At 61.1% G+C, this 18,658-nt stretch carries 18 protein-coding genes; 3 read left to right on the top strand and 15 right to left on the bottom strand.

Features of this window, described 5'->3' with window-relative positions; translation table 11 throughout:
- Positions 1–76: 76 nt before the first annotated feature.
- A complete protein-coding gene (gene mtnA / locus QD280_RS04195; protein WP_279838421.1) occupies positions 77–1,261 on the bottom strand; it encodes an S-methyl-5-thioribose-1-phosphate isomerase in 1,185 nt (394 codons plus the stop codon).
- A gap of 270 nt (positions 1,262–1,531) precedes the next feature.
- Here mtnA and ubiG point away from each other — a divergent pair, with 270 nt between their 5' ends.
- Positions 1,532–2,248, top strand: a complete 717-nt coding sequence (gene ubiG, locus QD280_RS04190) for a bifunctional 2-polyprenyl-6-hydroxyphenol methylase/3-demethylubiquinol 3-O-methyltransferase UbiG (protein ID WP_192838960.1) — start codon at positions 1,532–1,534, stop codon at positions 2,246–2,248.
- 2 nt (positions 2,249–2,250) lie between these two features.
- A complete protein-coding gene (locus QD280_RS04185) occupies positions 2,251–2,931 on the top strand; it encodes an HAD-IA family hydrolase (RefSeq protein ID WP_279838795.1) in 681 nt (226 codons plus the stop codon).
- Positions 2,932–3,158: 227 nt separating this feature from the next.
- Here the strand turns inward: QD280_RS04185 and QD280_RS04180 are convergent, their stop codons facing one another.
- The 13 genes from QD280_RS04180 to QD280_RS04120 all read right to left on the bottom strand — a co-directional run bounded on the left by QD280_RS04180 (position 3,159) and on the right by QD280_RS04120 (position 15,085).
- Positions 3,159–3,923 carry a YciK family oxidoreductase gene (locus tag QD280_RS04180; RefSeq protein WP_192838776.1) on the bottom strand — a complete coding sequence of 255 codons (765 nt, stop codon included), beginning with the start codon at positions 3,921–3,923 and terminating at the stop codon, positions 3,159–3,161.
- Positions 3,924–4,154: 231 nt separating this feature from the next.
- Positions 4,155–4,940, bottom strand: coding sequence for a tol-pal system protein YbgF (gene ybgF / locus QD280_RS04175; RefSeq protein WP_279838420.1), 786 nt, complete (start codon positions 4,938–4,940; stop codon positions 4,155–4,157).
- 138 nt (positions 4,941–5,078) lie between these two features.
- On the bottom strand, positions 5,079–5,588 hold the full coding sequence (gene pal, locus QD280_RS04170; protein ID WP_054556684.1) for a peptidoglycan-associated lipoprotein Pal: 510 nt from the start codon (positions 5,586–5,588) through the stop codon (positions 5,079–5,081).
- A 70-nt stretch (positions 5,589–5,658) separates the two neighbouring features.
- Positions 5,659–6,951, bottom strand: a complete 1,293-nt coding sequence (gene tolB / locus QD280_RS04165) for a Tol-Pal system beta propeller repeat protein TolB (protein ID WP_107334808.1) — start codon at positions 6,949–6,951, stop codon at positions 5,659–5,661.
- Complete coding sequence (gene tolA / locus QD280_RS04160; protein ID WP_279838419.1) at positions 6,948–8,147, bottom strand: cell envelope integrity protein TolA; 1,200 nt, start codon at positions 8,145–8,147, stop codon at positions 6,948–6,950. The genes tolB and tolA overlap by 4 nt, the downstream gene beginning before the upstream one ends.
- A 3-nt stretch (positions 8,148–8,150) precedes the next feature.
- Positions 8,151–8,597, bottom strand: coding sequence for a protein TolR (gene tolR / locus QD280_RS04155; protein WP_054556687.1), 447 nt, complete (start codon positions 8,595–8,597; stop codon positions 8,151–8,153).
- A 14-nt stretch (positions 8,598–8,611) separates the two neighbouring features.
- Positions 8,612–9,289 (bottom strand): protein TolQ, encoded by a 678-nt coding sequence (gene tolQ, locus QD280_RS04150; protein ID WP_054556734.1) that lies wholly within the window; start codon positions 9,287–9,289, stop codon positions 8,612–8,614.
- Between the two features lie 135 nt (positions 9,290–9,424).
- Positions 9,425–9,859 (bottom strand): tol-pal system-associated acyl-CoA thioesterase, encoded by a 435-nt coding sequence (gene ybgC, locus QD280_RS04145; RefSeq protein ID WP_131432032.1) that lies wholly within the window; start codon positions 9,857–9,859, stop codon positions 9,425–9,427.
- Positions 9,856–10,899 (bottom strand): Holliday junction branch migration DNA helicase RuvB, encoded by a 1,044-nt coding sequence (ruvB, locus tag QD280_RS04140; protein WP_192838774.1) that lies wholly within the window; start codon positions 10,897–10,899, stop codon positions 9,856–9,858. The genes ybgC and ruvB overlap by 4 nt, the downstream gene beginning before the upstream one ends.
- Positions 10,900–11,139: 240 nt before the next feature.
- Positions 11,140–11,754 carry a Holliday junction branch migration protein RuvA gene (gene ruvA, locus QD280_RS04135; protein ID WP_043333607.1) on the bottom strand — a complete coding sequence of 205 codons (615 nt, stop codon included), beginning with the start codon at positions 11,752–11,754 and terminating at the stop codon, positions 11,140–11,142.
- A gap of 312 nt (positions 11,755–12,066) precedes the next feature.
- Positions 12,067–12,645, bottom strand: a complete 579-nt coding sequence (gene ruvC, locus QD280_RS04130; RefSeq protein WP_043333606.1) for a crossover junction endodeoxyribonuclease RuvC — start codon at positions 12,643–12,645, stop codon at positions 12,067–12,069.
- A 280-nt stretch (positions 12,646–12,925) separates the two neighbouring features.
- Complete coding sequence (gene aspS, locus QD280_RS04125) at positions 12,926–14,713, bottom strand: aspartate--tRNA ligase (RefSeq protein WP_043333603.1); 1,788 nt, start codon at positions 14,711–14,713, stop codon at positions 12,926–12,928.
- Between the two features lie 147 nt (positions 14,714–14,860).
- The gene (locus tag QD280_RS04120; protein ID WP_043333602.1) at positions 14,861–15,085 is read right to left on the bottom strand and encodes a zinc ribbon domain-containing protein; all 225 of its coding nucleotides are present in this window, start codon (positions 15,083–15,085) and stop codon (positions 14,861–14,863) included.
- Positions 15,086–15,404: 319 nt separating this feature from the next.
- On the opposite strand from QD280_RS04120, the gene QD280_RS04115 reads away from it, so the two are divergent.
- Complete coding sequence (locus QD280_RS04115) at positions 15,405–16,457, top strand: D-2-hydroxyacid dehydrogenase (RefSeq protein WP_347881952.1); 1,053 nt, start codon at positions 15,405–15,407, stop codon at positions 16,455–16,457.
- Between the two features lie 138 nt (positions 16,458–16,595).
- Here QD280_RS04115 and QD280_RS04110 read toward each other — a convergent pair whose 3' ends face one another.
- A complete protein-coding gene (locus QD280_RS04110) occupies positions 16,596–18,536 on the bottom strand; it encodes a hypothetical protein (RefSeq protein ID WP_279838418.1) in 1,941 nt (646 codons plus the stop codon).
- Between the last annotated feature and the right edge of the window lie 122 nt (positions 18,537–18,658).

The raw sequence follows: 18,658 nt of genomic DNA, 5'->3' as shown, positions 1-18,658 counted from the left end.
TGCCAGTTTGATCAAGGAGTGCGAAATTCCTGCACTATCCGAGGCTTGGTAAGCGCTACCACCCTGTGAAACGCCATCAGCGGCGCATGGCGCGCCCGAGCAGCGCACCGACACTGTCGCTATCGGGCGACTCTACCACGCCATGTTCCGTGACGATGGCATCAATATACTCATGCGGTGTGACATCAAAGACCGGATTGAAGACATCGATGTCCTGCGGCGCGATCTGACGACCGCCTGCCTCGCGCAGCTCGGCGGCGTCGCGCGTCTCGATAGGGATGTCCGCGCCACTGGCCAGGCTGCCATCGAACGTGGCCAGCGGGGCCACCACCATGACCTTGATGCCGTGGGCGCGCGCCTGAACGGCCAGTGAGAAGGTACCGATCTTGTTGGCTGTATCGCCGTTGGCCGCAATGCGGTCCGCGCCGACGATCAACCAGCGAACCCCTTCCGGCGTCCGGGCACCCTGCTGCATGATCAGCGAGGCTGCGCCTTCCACGGCCAGACGCGCGGGAATCTTCTCCTGCACCAGCTCCCACGCCGTCAGGCGAGAGCCTTGCCACCAGGGGCGCGTTTCGTTGACATGCACACGGCCGAGAATGCCCTGGGCGTAGGCGGTACGAATCACGCCCAATGCCGTGCCATGGCCGCCGGTGGCCAGCGCGCCGGTATTGCAGTGGGTCATGACCTCGCACCGCGTCTCGCCTTGCGCGAGGGAGGCCGCAATCACCTGGGCGCCAAACTCGGCCATGCGCAGGTTGTCGTCCAGATCCTGCTCATGGATGCGCACGGCCTCCTTCAGCAGCGCCTCATACGGGACCTGCGACCGGGTGGCGTGTGCGGCAATCACCGTGCGCATGCGATCCAACGCCCAGAACAGGTTGACCGCTGTCGGGCGCGAGGCAGCCAGCACATCACAAGCACTGGCCAGGCGTGACTGCCAGTCGCCGCCCTCACGGTTGATGACGAAAGCCTCCAGCGCCACGCCATAGGCGGCGGCGATCCCGATGGCCGGTGCACCGCGGACCACCATGTCGGTAATGGCAGTCGCGACCCCGCGTGCATCCTCGAGCAGCACCTCGCGGGTCTCACCCGGCAGCAGGCGCTGGTCGAGCAGCGCAAGCTTCACCGCCGGCTGAGTAACATCAGAAGTGACATCATGAGTGACGTCAGCGCAGGCATCGGGCGGGGTGCCTGCCGTGTCTTCTTCCCGCGACGCACACTCTTGCTGGCTTACCCAGCGAATCGGAACCAGGCTCATGACCACTCCCCGTTGCTACATGACAATAATGACGACTGGTCATCGCGCGTGGCGCGACGTCCCGCCCCATCGTAACGCAAGTGCCCGTCATGATGAGTTTTTTGCGCTGGACGCTGACCCGCGACGGCAGTCGGATTAGAATGGTGGAATCGTGCCCGAGGGTAAGGTGCCTGTACAGGCCTGCCACTTCCCGAACAGCACTTCCGTAACGGTAAGGATGCAAAGATGAGCGATAACGACACCCAGCAAGATGCCCAGCCCCAAGACCATCTGGGCAATGTCGATGCCAGCGAGATCGCCAAGTTCTCGGCATTGGCCAGTCGCTGGTGGGACCGTGACAGTGAATTCAAGCCGCTGCATGACATCAATCCGTTGCGGGTCGACTATATCGACACCCACGCTGGCCTGGCAGGCAAGCGCGTGATCGACGTCGGCTGCGGCGGCGGCATTCTCTCCGAAGCCATGGCGCATCGTGGTGCCCAGGTAACGGGTATCGACATGGGTGAGGCGCCGCTGTCCGTTGCCCGCCTGCATCAGCTGGAGTCCGGTGTCGAGGTGGACTACCGCCAGACCACCGCCGAAGCCGCCGCAGAAGAGATGGCCGGCCAGTTCGACATCGTCACCTGTCTGGAAATGCTCGAGCACGTGCCGGACCCATCCTCGGTGATCGCGGCCTGCGCACGGCTGGTCAAGCCCGGCGGCATGGTGTTCTTCTCGACCATCAACCGCAATCCCAAGGCGTATGCCTTCGCGATTCTCGGCGCGGAATATGTGCTGCAGATGCTGCCGCGTGGCACCCACGAGTATCGCAAGTTCATCCGTCCGGCCGAGCTGGGTCGCTGGACACGCGATGCGGGCCTCAAGATGGAAGGCTCCACCGGCATGACCTACAACCCGCTGACGCGCAAATATCGCCTGAATTCCTCCGACCTGACCGTCAACTACCTGATGCACACGCGTCGCCCGACCGAGGAAGAGCTTGCGTGAGCCTGCCGGTAGCGCTACCTCGCCCCGCCGCCTTGATCTTCGACCTCGATGGCACCCTGGTGGACACCGCGCCAGACCTGGCGCGCGCCACCAATGAGCTGCGTCAGCATCACACCCTGCCGGCGCTGGACTACGACGTGATTCGCGCCGAAGTCTCGCATGGTGGCAGCGCTCTGGTGACGCTGGCCCTGGGCCATGAGCTCGATCACCCCGAGCACGCCAGCGAGCGCACTCGCCTGCTGGAGTTCTATGCCCGCGATGTCGCGGCTCACAGTGTGCTGTTCCCGGGCTATGACGCCCTGATCGAGGTCTGTCAGCGCGCAGACCTGCCGTGGGGCATCGTGACCAACAAGCCCCGTCAGTTCGCCGAGCCGCTGATCGCCGCGCTCAAGCTCACGCCCGGCTGCCTGCTGTGTGCCGATGACCTGCCGGTCAAGAAGCCGCATCCAGAGCCTCTGTGGGAGGCGGCACGCTGCCTCGGTGTCGAGGCCTCCGAATGCTGGTATCTGGGGGATCACGACCGTGACATGCAGGCGGCGCGTGCGGCGGGCATGCTGGCAGTTGCTGTGCGCTACGGCTATGTCCGTGAGGGCGACGATGTGGATGCCTGGCCTGCCGATGTGTGGTTTGACACCTCGGAGGAAGTCATCAATGCCGCGCTACGGGCAGCGGACCTGCGCTGACCGAGCGACACGCACGTAGCTCACACGAAGCTCGCACGAACCAGCCCCCATGAGCGAGTGATCCGCAGATGAACATCAGAAGATAGACACAAGCAGCTAGAAATAAGCAGCTAGACACAAGAACGCCGACGGCCAATGCAGTCGGCGTTCTTGTTGCAGGGTATGACGACTGACCCGCCTGGCGGCGTCACTCGTCATCCAGTAAGGAGATGACAGCTGACAATGGCTCAGACTTTCGGCGGCTGGGCGTCGAACATCTCGCCGGTATGACCACGACTGTCCGGCCCCATCAACCACAGATAGGTCGGCATGATGTCGGCGGGCGTACGCAGGGTATCGGGGTCTTCGGCCGGGAACGCCGACTTGCGCATCGGGGTCCGCGTCCCACCGGGATTGAGCGTATTGACGCGCACCTGGCTGGTATTCTCCAGTTCCTGTGCCAGCATCTGCGAGAAGCCTTCCGTAGCGAACTTGGAGACACTGTAGGCGCCCCAGAAGGCACGCCCCTTGCGCCCGACACTGGAGCTTGTCAGCACGACGGAGGCATCCTTCGAGGCCTTGAGCAACGGCAGCAATGCCTGGATCATCCAGATGGGGCCATTGATATTGACCTGCATGACCTGCTCCCACAGCGCCGGATCATACTGCTCGAATGGAGTGATCTTGCCCAGCAGGCTCGCGTTGTGCAGCAGGCCATCCAGACGACCGAACTCGCTGTGCAGGGTATCAGCCATCTGCTGATAATCCTTGAGGGATGCCCCTTCGAAGTTGAGCGGATAGATGGCCGGTTGTGGTGCCCCCAAGGCCTCGATCTCGTCGTAGACTTCTTCCAGCTTGGCAATGGTTCTGCCCAGCAATATCACCGTCGCCCCATGACGCGCATATTCGACTGCCGCTTCACGCCCAATGCCGGACCCCGCCCCGGTCACCAGAATGATCCGCCCTTTCAGCATGTCGTCCGGGGCCTGATAGTCGATCTTGCACTCTGCCATGGTGATATCCCTGTCTGAGATCTGTCGTCAACCGCCGATGAGAGTGACTGTCTCCGCACCGACATTATTACTTGCTCGGCCACATGAAGCGCGCCCGGGTCGCCTGCCGATGGCACCCGGGTTGCCTGCCGATGGCATGAGGCGCCGAGCGCCACATAACACAAAGCCCGCACCTGGTAGAATACCAAGCGCGGGCTTTGGGGAATACAGGTAGCCAATGGCCACGGGCACTCAGGCGCCGGAGGACAGGAAGTCCTTGGCCATGGTGCCAGCCTTGCTGTCCGGATACTGCTGGACCAGCTTCTCGAGCAAGGAGCGACTTTCCTGCGCCTTGCCTTGACGCGCCTTGACCAGACCCAGCTTGTACATCGCATCCGGCACCTTGCTGGATTGCGAGAATTCGCTGATCACGGTGTCGAAGGCCTGGGCAGAAGCATCCAGCTGGTTCTTGGCCGAATACAGCTCGCCCAGCCAATAATGGGCATTGGCTGCGAGGTTGGAATCCCCATGGTCCACTACGAAGGCTTCAAAGGCGACAATGGCACCGTCGAAGTCGCGAGACTGCACCTTGGCGAAGGCATTCTCGTAATCCTTCTGGGCAGCTGCACCGCTGTCGGCATTGCTGGCGCCATTGGTGCTCGCTGCACCACCGGCACTTGCGCCGCCAGTGACTGCCGCTGCTGCCTGCGAATTGACAACCTGACCGTTCTCCCCGGCGGAAGCGCCGCCAGAAACCCGCTGTTCCAGATCCAGGTAGCGTTGCTGCGACATCTCGGTCAGACGCTTGAACTGGTATTCCAGCTCATCGATCCGGCCGCGAAGTCGGGCAATTTCCTGTGCCTGTTCGTCGAGTTGATTGAGAAGGGTCAGGGTGCCGCCGCCACTCAAACGAGTATTGGCCTGCTGATAGAGCGAGTTTGATTGCCCAGTGAGGTCCTCGACCGTCGGTGCGGCCAAAACGGACAACGGGAGCAACAAGGCTCCCGCACCGAACAACCCTTTCAGGCTGTGTTTCATGCTGTCGGCTCCGCCGAATCATCATGGTATCGCGCAAGCAAGCCCGGGGTTCAAGGTCACGCCTCTTGCCCGGGCCAGCTCAACACAAGTTTCTAGCGTCTCCGCGCCTCCTCAGGGAATCGCGGAGAGGAACCGCGCTTAGTAGTCGAAGACCACACGACGGTTCTTGGCGTAGGAAGACTCGCCGTGGCCCTGGACTGCCGGACGCTCTTCACCGTAGGAGACGATCTCGATCTGTGACGGAGACACGCCCTGGACAGTCAGGAAGCGTGCGACAGACTTGGCACGACGCTCGCCCAGACCCAGGTTGTATTCACGAGTACCGCGCTCATCAGCGTGGCCTTCCAGAACGACATTGGCGCTGGTGTTGGCTTTCAGGTACTGAGCGTGACCCATCAGGACGCTTTCGAACTCAGGACGGATGGTGTCCTTGTTGAAGGCGAAGTAGATGGTACGCACGTCAGGCATGGTGGCGTTGCTCATCTGGTTGGCGTTGCTGTTGGCACCAGTGTTCATGCCGGCAGTGTTCGCACCGCTGTTGGCTGAATCCATGTCGCCGTCCTGAGCGCCGCCGCTGCTGGAACAACCTGCCATGACGCTCAGGGACAGGGCAACCAACAGACCTTTTGCATACGGGGTGAACTGCATTGTGAAACTCCTTGCTCTAATGGGTACGAATGCCAAGCCTTTCTTGGTGGCTCAGTTGCATTCTAGTGGTTTAGTTCAGGAACGGCGACCACGCAGGTTCACGCACGTCGCCTTGTGCTGACGGCAGGGAGAATTGTGCCCTTCCGTCTGCCGACACCTGGCCCAGGACCCCGCGGGTTCCTTGCTGAGTGGCATATATCACCATAGTGCCATTCGGCGCAACACTTGGTGATTCATCCCACTGAGTATCGGTCAGGGAGGTAACCCGACCGCTCTTCAGATCTTGCTTGGCAACCTGATAACCGTTGCCTGCGCGGTTGATCATGAACAGGTTCTCTCCATCGGGTGAGATGCGCCCGCGGGAGTTGTAATTGCCGGTATATGTCACACGTTCCGTGCCGCCGGACAGATCAAGACGATAGATCTGTGGGGAGCCTGCACGATCAGAGGTGAACACCATACCGCTGCCATCCGGCAACCAATCCGGCTCGGTATCGATCGCAGGATTGTTGGTCAGACGCTGGAACTGACGGCTGGCAATATCCATCACATAGATTTCCGGCTGGCCATCCTTTGACAATGCCATTGCCAGTTTACGTCCGTCCGGCGACCAGGCCGGGGCACCATTGATGCCTCGGAAACCTGTCAGTTTTGCACGACGACCACTGCCCAATTCCTGCACATAGATAGCGGGACGTTCGGCTTCAAAACTGACATAGGCCAGCTTCTTGCCATCCGGCGACCATGCCGGTGACATGATCGGTTCATCGGACGCCAGAATCTCCTGACTATTGTGGCCATCTGAATCCGCCACGTACAGGGCAAAACGAATATTGTCGCCAACACCATTGGCGGTAATGTATGCGATTTTTGTCGAGAAAGCACCGCGAATTCCAGTGATTTCCTCAAATATTTCATCACTCATATAATGGCCGCGCGCGCGCAGCTCACCATTGCTTCCGGTGATGACTTCGCCAAGCATGCGCTTGTTGCCCAGCACATCCATCAGCTCATACTGGATGCTATAACCGCCATTGCTGGCCGTCTTTACCTGACCCACCACGAGGTAACTGGCCCCCAGACGCTTCCAGTCATTGACGAAGACGTCCTGGGTCGTACCCGGCAAGGCAATCAGATTGTCGCGCTTGATCGGGTCGAACTGGCCACTGCGCGCCAGGTCATCGGAGATGATGCGTGCGAGATCCTGCGGCAGACTTCCCCCGGTCAGATTCTCGAACGGCACGACAGCGATAGGTGTGGCGCTGTCATTGCCCTTGGTGATCTCGATGGTCAGGTCAGCTCTTGCCAGGCTGGTCACTGCCAGCAAGGCGGCTGCCATCATCCATGCGGTCAATCGTCTCATCGGCCCAGGTCCTCTGGATTGAAGTACAGGTTGAAGTTTCGGAACTGGCTCTTGGCACCAGCCGGCAGGTCCTGCATCTCGGTAAACGGCGCTGCTTTCTGGATCGCCTGAATCGCGGAGCGATCAAAGGCGGCGTTGCCACTGCTCTTGCTGACCGCTGCCGTTACCAATTCGCCTGTCGGCAACAATGACACTCTCAGCGTGACCGTCATGCCGGGAACAGAGCCCGAGGGCCGATTCCAATTCTGTCCGACATACTTCTTGAGCAGGTTCTCGAAGCTGTTGGCTGCCTGAGCGGCCTGTTTGGCGCCGCTGATGGCGTCGCTTTCATTGTCTATCAGGCTATCCAGCGAGCCGGCAGAGGCCTGCGCCGCTTTCTCGGCAAGTGCCTTCTGGCGTGCGGCTTCAGCGGCCGCCTTCTTGCGCGCTTCTTCCGCCGCCTTGGCCTTGGCTGCCTTCTCCTTGGCGGCCTTGTCGGCTGCCGCCTTGGCCGCCTTTTCCTTCTCGGCCTTCTCCGCTGCTGCCTTGGCCTTGGCTGCCTTTTCGGCTTCCGCCTTCTTGGCTTCAGCGTCTGCCTTGGCCTTGGCCGCCTTCTCCGCTTCGGCTTTCTTGCGCGCTTCTTCTGCGGCTTTTTCCTTGGCGGCCTTTTCGGCTTCCGCCTTGGCCTTGGCAGCCTTCTCGGCTTCCGCCTTCTTCAAGGCATCGGCCTTGGCCTGCTTTTCCGCTTCGGCTTTCTTGCGATCAAGGGCAATTGCCTTGGCTTCCTCTGCACGCCTGGCCGCTTCTGCCTTGGCCTTTTCGGCCGCCGCCTGCTCAGCCTTCAACTGCTCCGCCGCCTTGGCCTGCTCAGCCGCCTTTTGCTGTTGCGCCTTCTGGGCAGCCGCCTTTTCCTCAGCGGCGCTGCGCTGCTGTTCCGCTGCAAGCTCTGCCTCTCTGGCCGCCTCTTCCTTGGCGCTCTGGCGCTGATCGGATTCTTCGGCCGCATCACGCGCCTTGCTGGACTTCGCCTGCTGGGCCTGATTGGTCGTGGTCTCGGTACTGACCAGTGTCGCGTTGACGATGGTGGTGTTGGTCTTCTCCGGTTCGGATTCTGGCCAACTCACCAGAGTCAGAATCAGGATGCCCAGGTGCAGGCCAACGGCCAGCACCACAGGCAATCCCAACCCGACCCGCTGTTCTATCTCTGGCTGACTCATCCATCAGCCCTCGGTCGGTGGTTCTGAAATCAGCCCGACATTGGGAACACCGGCACCCTGCAGCGTGCTCATCAGCCCCATGACATCGCCGTAGGGTGCCGTCTTGGCACCCTTGACCAACACGGGCGTCTTGGGCTTCTCGGCCACGATGGACGCGACCTTGCTGCCCAGTTCATCCAGTGCCACCGGCGTGCGCTTGTCTTCATCCGATCCCAGATCGATGTAGTAATTGCCGCTATCATCCAGCGAGACGATCAATGGCGTCACATCATCGGGATTGTCGATCGGCTTGGAGGTGACCTTGGGCAATTCGACCTGAACCCCCTGCGTCATCATCGGCGCGGTGATCATGAAGATGACCAGCAACACCAACATGACGTCGATGAAGGGCACCACATTGATCTCGGAGGACAGCTTGCGCTTGTGGCCTCTGCTATACGGTCCTTTCATTGACTCGCCTCCCTTCAAGCGTCGTTGCTGCCACGACCGTGCAGATTACGATGCAGAATGGAGTGAAGTTCTTCGGCGAAGTCTTCATAGCGACCCAGCAGCTGATCAGCACGGCTGGCCAGACGGTTGTAGAAGATGACGGCCGGGATTGCCGCGAACAGGCCCATGGCAGTCGCGACCAGTGCTTCGGCAATCCAGGGGGCGACGGTGGTCAGAGTTGCCTGTTGAGCCGTACCCAGTGCCTGGAAGGAGCCCATGATGCCCCACACGGTACCGAACAGACCGACATAGGGGCTGACGGAGCTGACCGTGGCCAGAAACGGCAGGTGAATGTTCAGGCGCTCTTCTTCACGTGACAGCGTGACGCGCATGCTGCGTTGCACGCCATCCATCACCGCATCGGCATTGCTGGACTTGGGCTTGAGGCGGCTGTACTCGCGGAAGCCGGCACGGAAGACGCCAGAGGCGCCCGGGGTGGATTCTTCATCCGTCGGCAATTCACGATAGAGGTGATTGAGGTCGACCCCGGACCAGAAGCGCTTTTCAAAGGCCGCGTAAGCCTGCTTGGCACGGGACAATGCCATCCCGCGCTGAAAGATCACCACCCAGGATGCAATGGAAGCTGCCAGCAACAGCAACATGACTGCCTGAACGACCAGACTGGCGTTCACGAACAGCGAAATGATCGACATCGAATCTTCCACGGAAATCCCTCTTTACTTGGTTCAGTCTGTGCCACCGTCAATCAGTGACACGATAAATAATCTGTTCATCAGCCTGGCGTCTCAGCACCTGACTGGCTGCGGCCTCATCTGCGCCTTGTGATCTCAGACCTCAAGAGCCGCAAGCAATTCCCCGGGCCAACGTCTGGGGCGCAAGGTCGTGGCATCGACGCAAGCGATCACGACTTCCGCTTCGCTCAATATCTGCTCACCGCGCAGCGCCTTCTGGGTGAACGTCAAGCGTGCACCGCGCAAGGCGCCTGCCGTTGCCGTCACGGTCAGCAGGTCATCCAGATGCGCAGGACGAAGATAACGATTTGTTACGCTGTGTACTACCAGCTGAATGCCTTTTTCAAGCAAGGCTTGCTGCGTGAAACCCTTTGCTCGCAACCATTCACTGCGAGCGCGCTCCATGAAGCGCAGATAATTCACGTAGTAGACGATGCCACCAGCATCAGTATCCTCGATGTAGACGCGCACAGTGTGGTGAAAACATGCAGCTTCACCCTTCAACGTATTTCCTGCGCCTTCAGATGTCATGGCGCGTCACTTCCTTCCTGTCCCAGCCGCGCCTGCTCTTCACGCGGGGTGATCCCGAAGTGCAGATAGGCCGAGCGCGTAACCAGTCGCCCACGCGCCGTGCGCATCATGAAGCCTTGCTGAATCAGGTAGGGCTCCAGCACATCCTCGATGGTATCGCGCTCTTCCCCGATGGCCGCCGCCAATGAATCGACCCCGACCGGCCCGCCATCGAACTTCTCGATCATCGCCAGCAGCAGTCGACGGTCCATGTGATCCAGGCCGTGGCTGTCGACGTTGAGCATGTTGAGCGCCTTGTCGGCCACTTCCAGCGTCAAGCGACCATCCGAGCGCACTTCGGCGAAGTCACGCACCCGACGCAGCAGGCGATTGGCGATACGTGGCGTACCGCGGGAGCGACGTGCAATCTCAAGCGCCCCTTCCATCTCGACTTCCATGCCGGAAAGCCTGGCACTGCGCGCCACGATGTCGGTAAGTGACTCGATATCGTAGAACTCGAGGCGCTGGACGATGCCGAAGCGATCGCGCAACGGCGCAGTCAGCAGCCCCGCACGCGTCGTCGCGCCTACCAGGGTGAATCGTGGCAGCTCAAGCTTGATCGAGCGGGCCGCGGGGCCTTCACCGATCATGATGTCGAGCTGATAATCTTCCATCGCCGGATAGAGCACTTCCTCGACGGCCGGTGACAGGCGGTGAATCTCGTCGATGAACAGGACATCGCCTTCCTGCAGGTTGGTCAGCATCGCTGCCAGGTCCCCTGCCCGCTCCAGCACCGGCCCAGAGGTCGACTTGATATCGACACTCATCTCGCTGGCGATGATATGCGCCAGCGTCGTCTTGCCGAGACCGGGCGGGCCGAAGACCAGGGTGTGATCCAGACTATCGCCTCGTCCTCGCGCGGCACTGATGAAGATTTCCATCTGCTCGCGGACGATGGGCTGTCCGATGTAGTCACTCAGCGTGCGTGGCCGGTTGGCGCGATCGATCCGCTCTTCCGGATCATGCGTCGCCGCGGAGATCAGTCGGTCCGACTCCATCATGATGCTTGCTCAACTCCTGATGACGCAGGTCACGCACATGACGCGGGTCATGGGCCATGAACGTGCGTCAGTGGCAGGTGGCAAGGTTTGCCAGGGCGGTGCAACGATCTAGCGCATCTGCGTTCAAGCGCGCACTTTCTACCCCAGTAACCTGCCAACCCCTAGTCAATAAATCCAATCACGATGCGCCGTTTCCTTCACGGAAACTATAGGGCGCATGTTTGCTGCCCTGGCGGGGCCTCAGCTGGCCATCTTGCGCGCCAGCGCCGCCTTGATAAGCGCTTCCGTGGAGGCGCCGGTCTCGAGCCCCGAGAGCATCTTGGCCGCCTCGACAGGCTTGTAGCCCAGAGACACCAGCGCGGCTTCGGCATCCGCCAGAGGATGGGTGACCGGCGGTTGTGGCTGCGAAGCACGCGCCATTTCATCCAGCCCATCATCCGCCGGCAGCGTCCAATGCTTGAGGCGATCACGCATCTCGATGATCAGGCGATCCGCCGTCTTCTTGCCGACGCCCGGTAGACGTGTCAGCGCCCGACTGTCTTCATCGTGAACACAGCGAATGAAATCGGACTGCTCCATTCCCGACAGAATCGCCAGCGCCAGTCGCGGACCGACACCGGAGATCTTGATCAATTCACGGAACAGACGACGCTCGGGCTCCTTGCCGAAGCCATACAGCAACTGCGCGTCTTCGCGCACCACCAGGTGGGTGTAAAGCTGGCAATGTTCGCCCACGGCCGGCAAGCCCAACAGGGTGTTCATCGAAGCTTCCAGTTCATAACCGACACCTTGTACGTCAAGCACCAGCTGCGGCGGTTGTTTTTCCAGCAATGTCCCGGTCAGGCGTCCAATCATGTTGCGGCTGTCCTTGCTCGGCAGAGAACGTGTTCAGTGGGATCGTACTGCTCGCAGACCCGATTCTCTGCACGGATTGTTACAATGCGGGCAAGCCTACCAAAGATGAAGCGTAGGCGGCATGTCCCAGTGTCACGACGAATTTGTCGCATCTTTCTGACAGTCATACCTTGGGTGATGGCACGAAGCCTGATGCCACGCGGTTTGGCGCATCACGCAATCGGCTGCTGCCAGGCTCGGCAGACACTCTACAAGTGACTGAAAAATCGCTATTAATTGAGCACAATACCGCATTTGTCGCTCAGCGGCATGTCAGGCGTCGGGCTCGAAGTCTCGCCAACTGCTACTACGCCGTACACGGGTTCCTTTGCGTCGACTGGTATTCCCCAGCCCCAAGGCTTCCAACTGGTCATTGCCGGGCGTCAAGCGTCGACGCGCGAAACAATGCGTCAAGGCGATGGCCAGCGCATCGGCGGCATCGGCCTGCGGCGTGGCGGAGAGCTTGAGCGTATGCGTGACCATATGCTGCACCTGAGACTTCTCGGCCGCACCGGTACCGGTCACGGCCTGCTTGATTTGCCGCGGCCCATATTCGAATACCGGCAAGCCGTGATTGGCCGCACACACGATGGCAGCCCCGCGCGCCTGGCCCAGCTTGAGCGCCGAATCGGCGTTCTTGGACATGAAGACCTGCTCGATGGCGAATTCCGCGGGGCGATGCAGGGCGATCACCTCGCTGATACCGGCATAGATCTGCGCCAGGCGCTGATCCAGGCTGACCTGTGACATGCGAATGCAGCCACTGTCCACATAGCGAGGCTGGGCCGCAGAGACATCCAATACCCCATACCCGGTCAGACGTGAGCCCGGGTCGATGCCAAGAATGATCATGCTGCCGCCTCGCTTCTCACACCTTGCGTCTTCGCTGTCGTCATCGCGCCATCGCTCTTACTGTGTATATAACCAGCCACCATGCCACAAAAAAGGCGGTGCGACACTGTCATTGCCTGACGTGAACGCCAGCAAACAGTCTCGCACCGCCTTGTCGGGCTTGCTCGCCCCTTTGCCTACCAGGCCAAAGGGGCAAACCTGCCACTGCGGGACCGCCCTTGTCTGATCGAATCAGTCCAGACGGCCCCACCTGTCACTCTCTCGGTCATGCGCCGCTGAATCAGGCCTGACCGCTTTCGTCCTCGACCTTGACCTTCTGACGCAGACGGATGTTCAGCTCCTTGAGCTGCTCACCGCTGACCACGCCCGGGGCGTCGGTCATCATGCAGCCGGCGCTCTGGGTTTTCGGGAAGGCAATCACTTCACGAATGGTCTTGGCGCCGGTCATCAGCATCACCAGACGGTCGAGACCGAAGGCCAGACCACCATGGGGCGGCGCGCCGAACTTCAGGGCGTCGAGCAGGAAGCCGAACTTCTCTTCCGCTTCTTCTTCACCGATGCCCAGCACCTCGAACACGGTACGCTGCATGGCCTGATCGTGGATACGGATGGAGCCGCCACCCAGCTCGGTGCCGTTGATGACCATGTCGTAGGCGCGAGACAGTGCCGCTTCCGGGTTGGCCTTGAGCTCTTCCGGCGTGCAGGACGGCGCGGTGAACGGGTGGTGCAGCGCGCTCAGACGGCCATTGGCATCGGCTTCGAACATCGGGAAGTCGACGACCCACAGCGGTGCCCACTCGCGGGTGTAGAGGTTGAGGTCTTCACCCAGCTTGACGCGCAGCGCACCGATGGCCTCGGCCACGATGTTGGCCTTGTCAGCGCCGAAGAACACGATGTCGCCATCGACGGCGCCACAGCGGTCCAGCACTTCATCCACGACGTCTTCCATGAACTTGACGATCGGCGACTGCAGACCCTCAATGCCCTTGGCACGTTCGTTGACCTTGATCCACGCCAGGCCCTTGGCACCGTAGATGCCGACGAACTTGGTGTAGGCGTCGATTTCCTTGCGTGACAGGCTGGCACCGCCCGGCACACGCAGTGCGGCGACACGGCCCTTGTCGTCCTTGGCCGGACCGGAGAAGACCTTGAAGTCCACGCCGCTCATCAGGTCATCGACATCGACCAGTTCCAGCGGGATGCGCAGGTCCGGCTTGTCGGAACCGAAGCGGCTGATGGCCTCGGAGTACGGCATGGTCGGGAAGTCGCCCAGCTCGACATCGAGCACTTCCTTGTAGAGGCCACGGATCATGGTCTCGGTCATGCCCATGATGTCCTGCTCGTCGACGAAGCTGGCTTCGAGGTCGATCTGGGTGAACTCCGGCTGACGGTCAGCACGCAGGTCTTCATCACGGAAGCATTTGGCGATCTGGTAGTAACGATCGACACCGGCGACCATCAGCAGCTGCTTGAACAGCTGCGGAGACTGCGGCAGTGCGAAGAAGCTGCCGGCGTAGGTGCGGCTCGGCACCAGATAATCACGAGCGCCTTCCGGCGTGGCACGTGTCAGGATCGGGGTTTCGATGTCGAGGAAGCCCAGGGCTTCGAGCTGGGCGCGCACGCTGTGAGTGATGCGCGAGCGCAGACGCAGCTTCTCGATCATGTCGGGACGACGCAGGTCGACATAACGATACTTGAGGCGGACTTCCTCACCGACCTTGTTGTGGTCGTCGAGCTGGAACGGCGGCGTCTGTGCGGTGTTGAGCACTTCGACGTCCTTGGCCAGCACTTCGATCATGCCTGTCGGCATGTTCGGATTCTGGGTGCCTTCCGGGCGCAGACGGATACGGCCCTTGATACGCAGCACGAACTCGCTGCGCGCCTTGTCGGCAGTGGCGAAGGCATCGACGGTGTCCGGATCGACGACGATCTGGGCGATGCCATCACGGTCGCGCATGTCGAGGAAGATGACGCCACCGTGGTCGCGACGGCGGTGCACCCACCCGCACAGAGTGACATCCTGATCGATCAGGGTCTCGTTCAGTTTGCCGCAATAGTGGCTGCGCATGTTGATTCCTTGTTGCTCAAATTCATGATCGACGCGCTGATGCGCATCTGTCTCAGAGGGCCTGCCGTTGGCGATGAGGGTCAAGGGTACCCACTGGGCGCCCTTGACCCTCATCATGCTGATGCCTGACGCACTATCCCAGCTGTGTCAGGCGGTGCTGTCGCTACCACCGGCCAGATTCTTCTTGCTGCCGGACTTGAAATCCGTCTCGTACCAGCCACTGCCTGCCAGACGGAACCCGGCGGCGGAGACCAGCTTCTCGAGCTGGTCCGTCTTGCATTCCGGGCACTCCGTCAGCGGCGCAGCGCTGATCTTCTGCAACTTGTCCATCCGATGGCCACAGGCCTTGCAGTGGTATTCATAGATCGGCATGGTTTTCTTTCCTGACAATACTGGTCACGGGGCTGTCTGAGCACCGTGAACCATGACAATGTTATGCCTTGCGGCGCGTCTTGCGTTCAGCGCACCTGCGGCCCCAACATGAGAGCTTTCGCAAGCACTAGCAAGAGACGCCTACAATAAGGCCAGTTGAGCGGCTTTCAAGTCAAAGCGAAAGGGGCACATTATAGCGTGCTCGGCCCCGTGCGGGGCAACACCCAAGCACAAACCGGCCCAGACGCTACGTACTCGTCATTTCCGGGCCAGCCTTTCTGTCTTCCTATCTATCTTCCTACGCCATCATGAGGCACCTATGTCCGATCACGATCGTACTGCGCAGTCTCCCTCTCATTCTTCCACGCCCGCTTCCTCTCAGTGTGAACCTGCCTCGTCCACCGGCGCACCGCAGGCCGTCATGCTCGATGCCGGCTCCGTCGGTGACGGGCTGGACTTCTCGCGTCTCGAGGCCCGCCTGGAAGGATTGGTCTGTCATGACGCGACCGCGCCCGTGGAAGTGGTGCCACGACTGAGCGGTGCCTCCATCGTGCTGGTCAACAAGGTACGCATCGAGGCGCACCACATGGATGAGCTGCCGACCCTCAAGCTGATCGCGGTGATGGCGACCGGCACCAACAATATCGACATGGCGGCCGCCGAAGCACGCGGCATTCGGGTCATGAACGTCAATGCCTATGGCACTCATTCGGTGGCGCAGCACACCTGGATGCTGCTGCTGGCACTGGCAGGCCGCCTGCCGGAATACCAGACCGACATCGCCGCGGGCGAGTGGCAACGCAGCGCGACCTTCTGCCTGATGGGCCGCCCCGTGGTGCAGCTGTCCGGCAAGCATCTGGTCATCATCGGCAAGGGGGAGCTGGGCACCGCGGTGGGCAGGCTGGCCGAGGCGTTCGGCATGCGCGTGACCTTTGCCGCTCGTCCGGGCACCGCCCCCACTGCCGAGCGCCCCGCGCTGGAAAGCCTGCTGCCCCAGGCTGACGCCATCAGCCTGCACTGCCCGCTGACCCCAGAGACGCAGCATCTTATCGATGAGCAGGCGCTCGCCGCCATGAAGCCCGGTGCATTGCTGGTCAATTGCGCCCGCGGGGGCATCATCGACGAGGACGCAGCGCTGGAGGCACTGGCCACCGGACAACTCGGCGGCCTGGCGGTGGATAGCCTGCCGGAGGAGCCGCCACGTGAAGGCCACTCGCTGCTCTCGGCCCTGGAAAGCCAGCACCATTCGGCGAGTGCGCCTTTGAACCTGATCGTCACGCCGCACAATGCCTGGATCAGCCAGGAGGCGCGCCAGAACATGCTCGATCTCAGTCTGGCCAATATCGAGACATTCCTGAGCGAACACGCCTGACACGGCCACAGCCTCGCGGCCTCAACCTCGCGATGACAGCCACTGACGCCGAGTGGCAGGTGTGAGCGGTACGTCACGAAAAAAGCCCCCGAACCGGCATATGCGCCGAGTCGGGGGCTTTTTATGAGTGGCCTGGCGTCAGCGGATGCGGATATGCATGCCCGCCGCCTTGAGGGCGTTGCCTTCAGCGTCCCACGACACCACACGACCGCGTGAGCTCAACAGTACCCACCGGGTGCCGCTCGCTCTTTCCTCACCCTCCTTCTCGTCGCCCTCTAGCGCGCCTCCCTCTAGCACACCGTCAGCGGCCAAGCCCCGCTGTTGCAGAAGCTTGTCGCCAGCCTTGCCTGTCCCGGCGTCTACGCCTACCTCGTTCATCCCCATCGCCTCGATCTGCTGAAGGTCCTCTTCCTGCGGCGCACGCATCCGGTACTGACACTCACAGCTTTCGCCGTAGGTAGTGATGATCTTGTGTCTGAGCGCATGTACCTGCTCGAGATCCTCCGGGTGAATCAAGCGATCGAAGTCCATTTCGCGCATCGCCAACGGCTCGTGGCCCGAAGCGCCGAGCATCTTCCAGAGATTGGGGTGGATCTGGACGATGCGCTCAGGAATGTCCATTTCCCACAGGCTATCGCCACTGGCTTCGAGGGAATCCAGCAAGCGACGCTCGCTGGACTGCAATTCCTTCTGGGTCTGGCGCAGGCGCTGGTACATCTCTTCGGCGGTGGCGTTGGCATCATCCAGCTCGACGATGCCACTGCCGCCCGCGGATTCGACTTCCGCGCCCATGCCGATGCGATGCAGACGCTCACGCAGCTCGGCCAGCGGCACCGAAAGACGACGGCTGATGTGGTGCGTGCGCCAGCTCATGAGAATGAAGAAGGTGAAATAGAACAGGATCAGGCCACCGACCAGCGCCATGCCGACCAGCTGGAAGTTGCGCCCGATCTCGGCGGTACGAAAGAAGACGGCGCTCTCCTCGACCATGCTCAACATGATCCAGCCATTGCCCGGCAAGCGCTCCCACGCCACCTTGTAGGGCGCTCCCGCCACATTGACGCTCTCCAGGCCACGCCGCTGTTCCAGGATACGGGGCGCGAGTCTCTTGAAGACGTCATGACCTTTCAGCTCCAGCTGGGCGGGCCGAATGACATCCTCTTCCTGGAGGTCATTGGCATCGGGAATCTCCAGCGGCAGCAGCGACAGCAACTGCTCACCGGCGCGCGGGACGGCGAGTGAGCGCCCCTCGGCATCGAACAGCATCGCGAAGCCTTGCCAGGGCAGCTCCATCGCGAGCACCTGATTGACGATCACGTCCAGGGTCATGTCGACGCCGGCGACGCCGAGAAACTCGCCTTGCTCGGAATAGAAGGGACTGACGGCCGACGTCATCCAGCCATTGCCGGCCGGGTCTTCGTAGATGTCGGTCCAGATGGTGTTTCGCGAGGGATTTGCCTCTGGTGCGGCCAGATAGAAGAAGGAGAAGTCACGACAGTCGTGGTCGGCTGGCACCAGCGAGGCCAGATCGACATAGGGGAAGAGGCGGACATAGCAGTCGGCCATCGTGACGAAGGACTGCACCACGGCCGAGTGCGAGGACACGACACTGCGCATGATCGGGTCGACCGCCGTCATGCGCAGCGCCATGGGGATGTCCTGCTCGAGACCTGGCAAGGCGGGATAGAAGCCGCTGCCCTGATTGTCAGCCGTCTGCTGACTGGCCCAGACACCGCTGGGCAGGCTTGCGTGACGGGCAACCTCACGCGCCGCTACCCCGGTACCGGTGTCGCCCATGGCCAGTTCGCCTGCCTGGGCACCGAGCCCGCGCGACAGGTTCTGGACATGCTCCAGTTGCTGGCTGAGTGACTTGGCCTCCCGCAGCATCGCCAGATTGAGCTCACTGCTCGACTGGGATTGCAGGTAATTGAGGTTGGCATCACGAATCTCGTCATTGGACACGAAATACACCGCTACCAGGGCGGTCTCGACCAACAGCAACGGAATCATGGTACTGGTGAAGAGCGCTCGCCAGACCCACTTCTTGATCGTGACGGCGGGTTGCTTCGACTCCGACATGGGCGACTATCCTGAATCCAGCGAGATGACAGGAAGTATGCACTTTCTCTTGCGTTCCAAGAGGCTAATAGCTTCAACGCTTAAACATGACCTGAAGGTCAGACCTTGGTGATACGACTGGG

It is taken from the genome of Cobetia sp. 1AS1, assembly GCF_029846435.1.
GTDB classification, from domain to species: domain Bacteria; phylum Pseudomonadota; class Gammaproteobacteria; order Pseudomonadales; family Halomonadaceae; genus Cobetia; species Cobetia amphilecti.
This window is presented reverse-complemented; position numbering and strand designations above follow the sequence as displayed.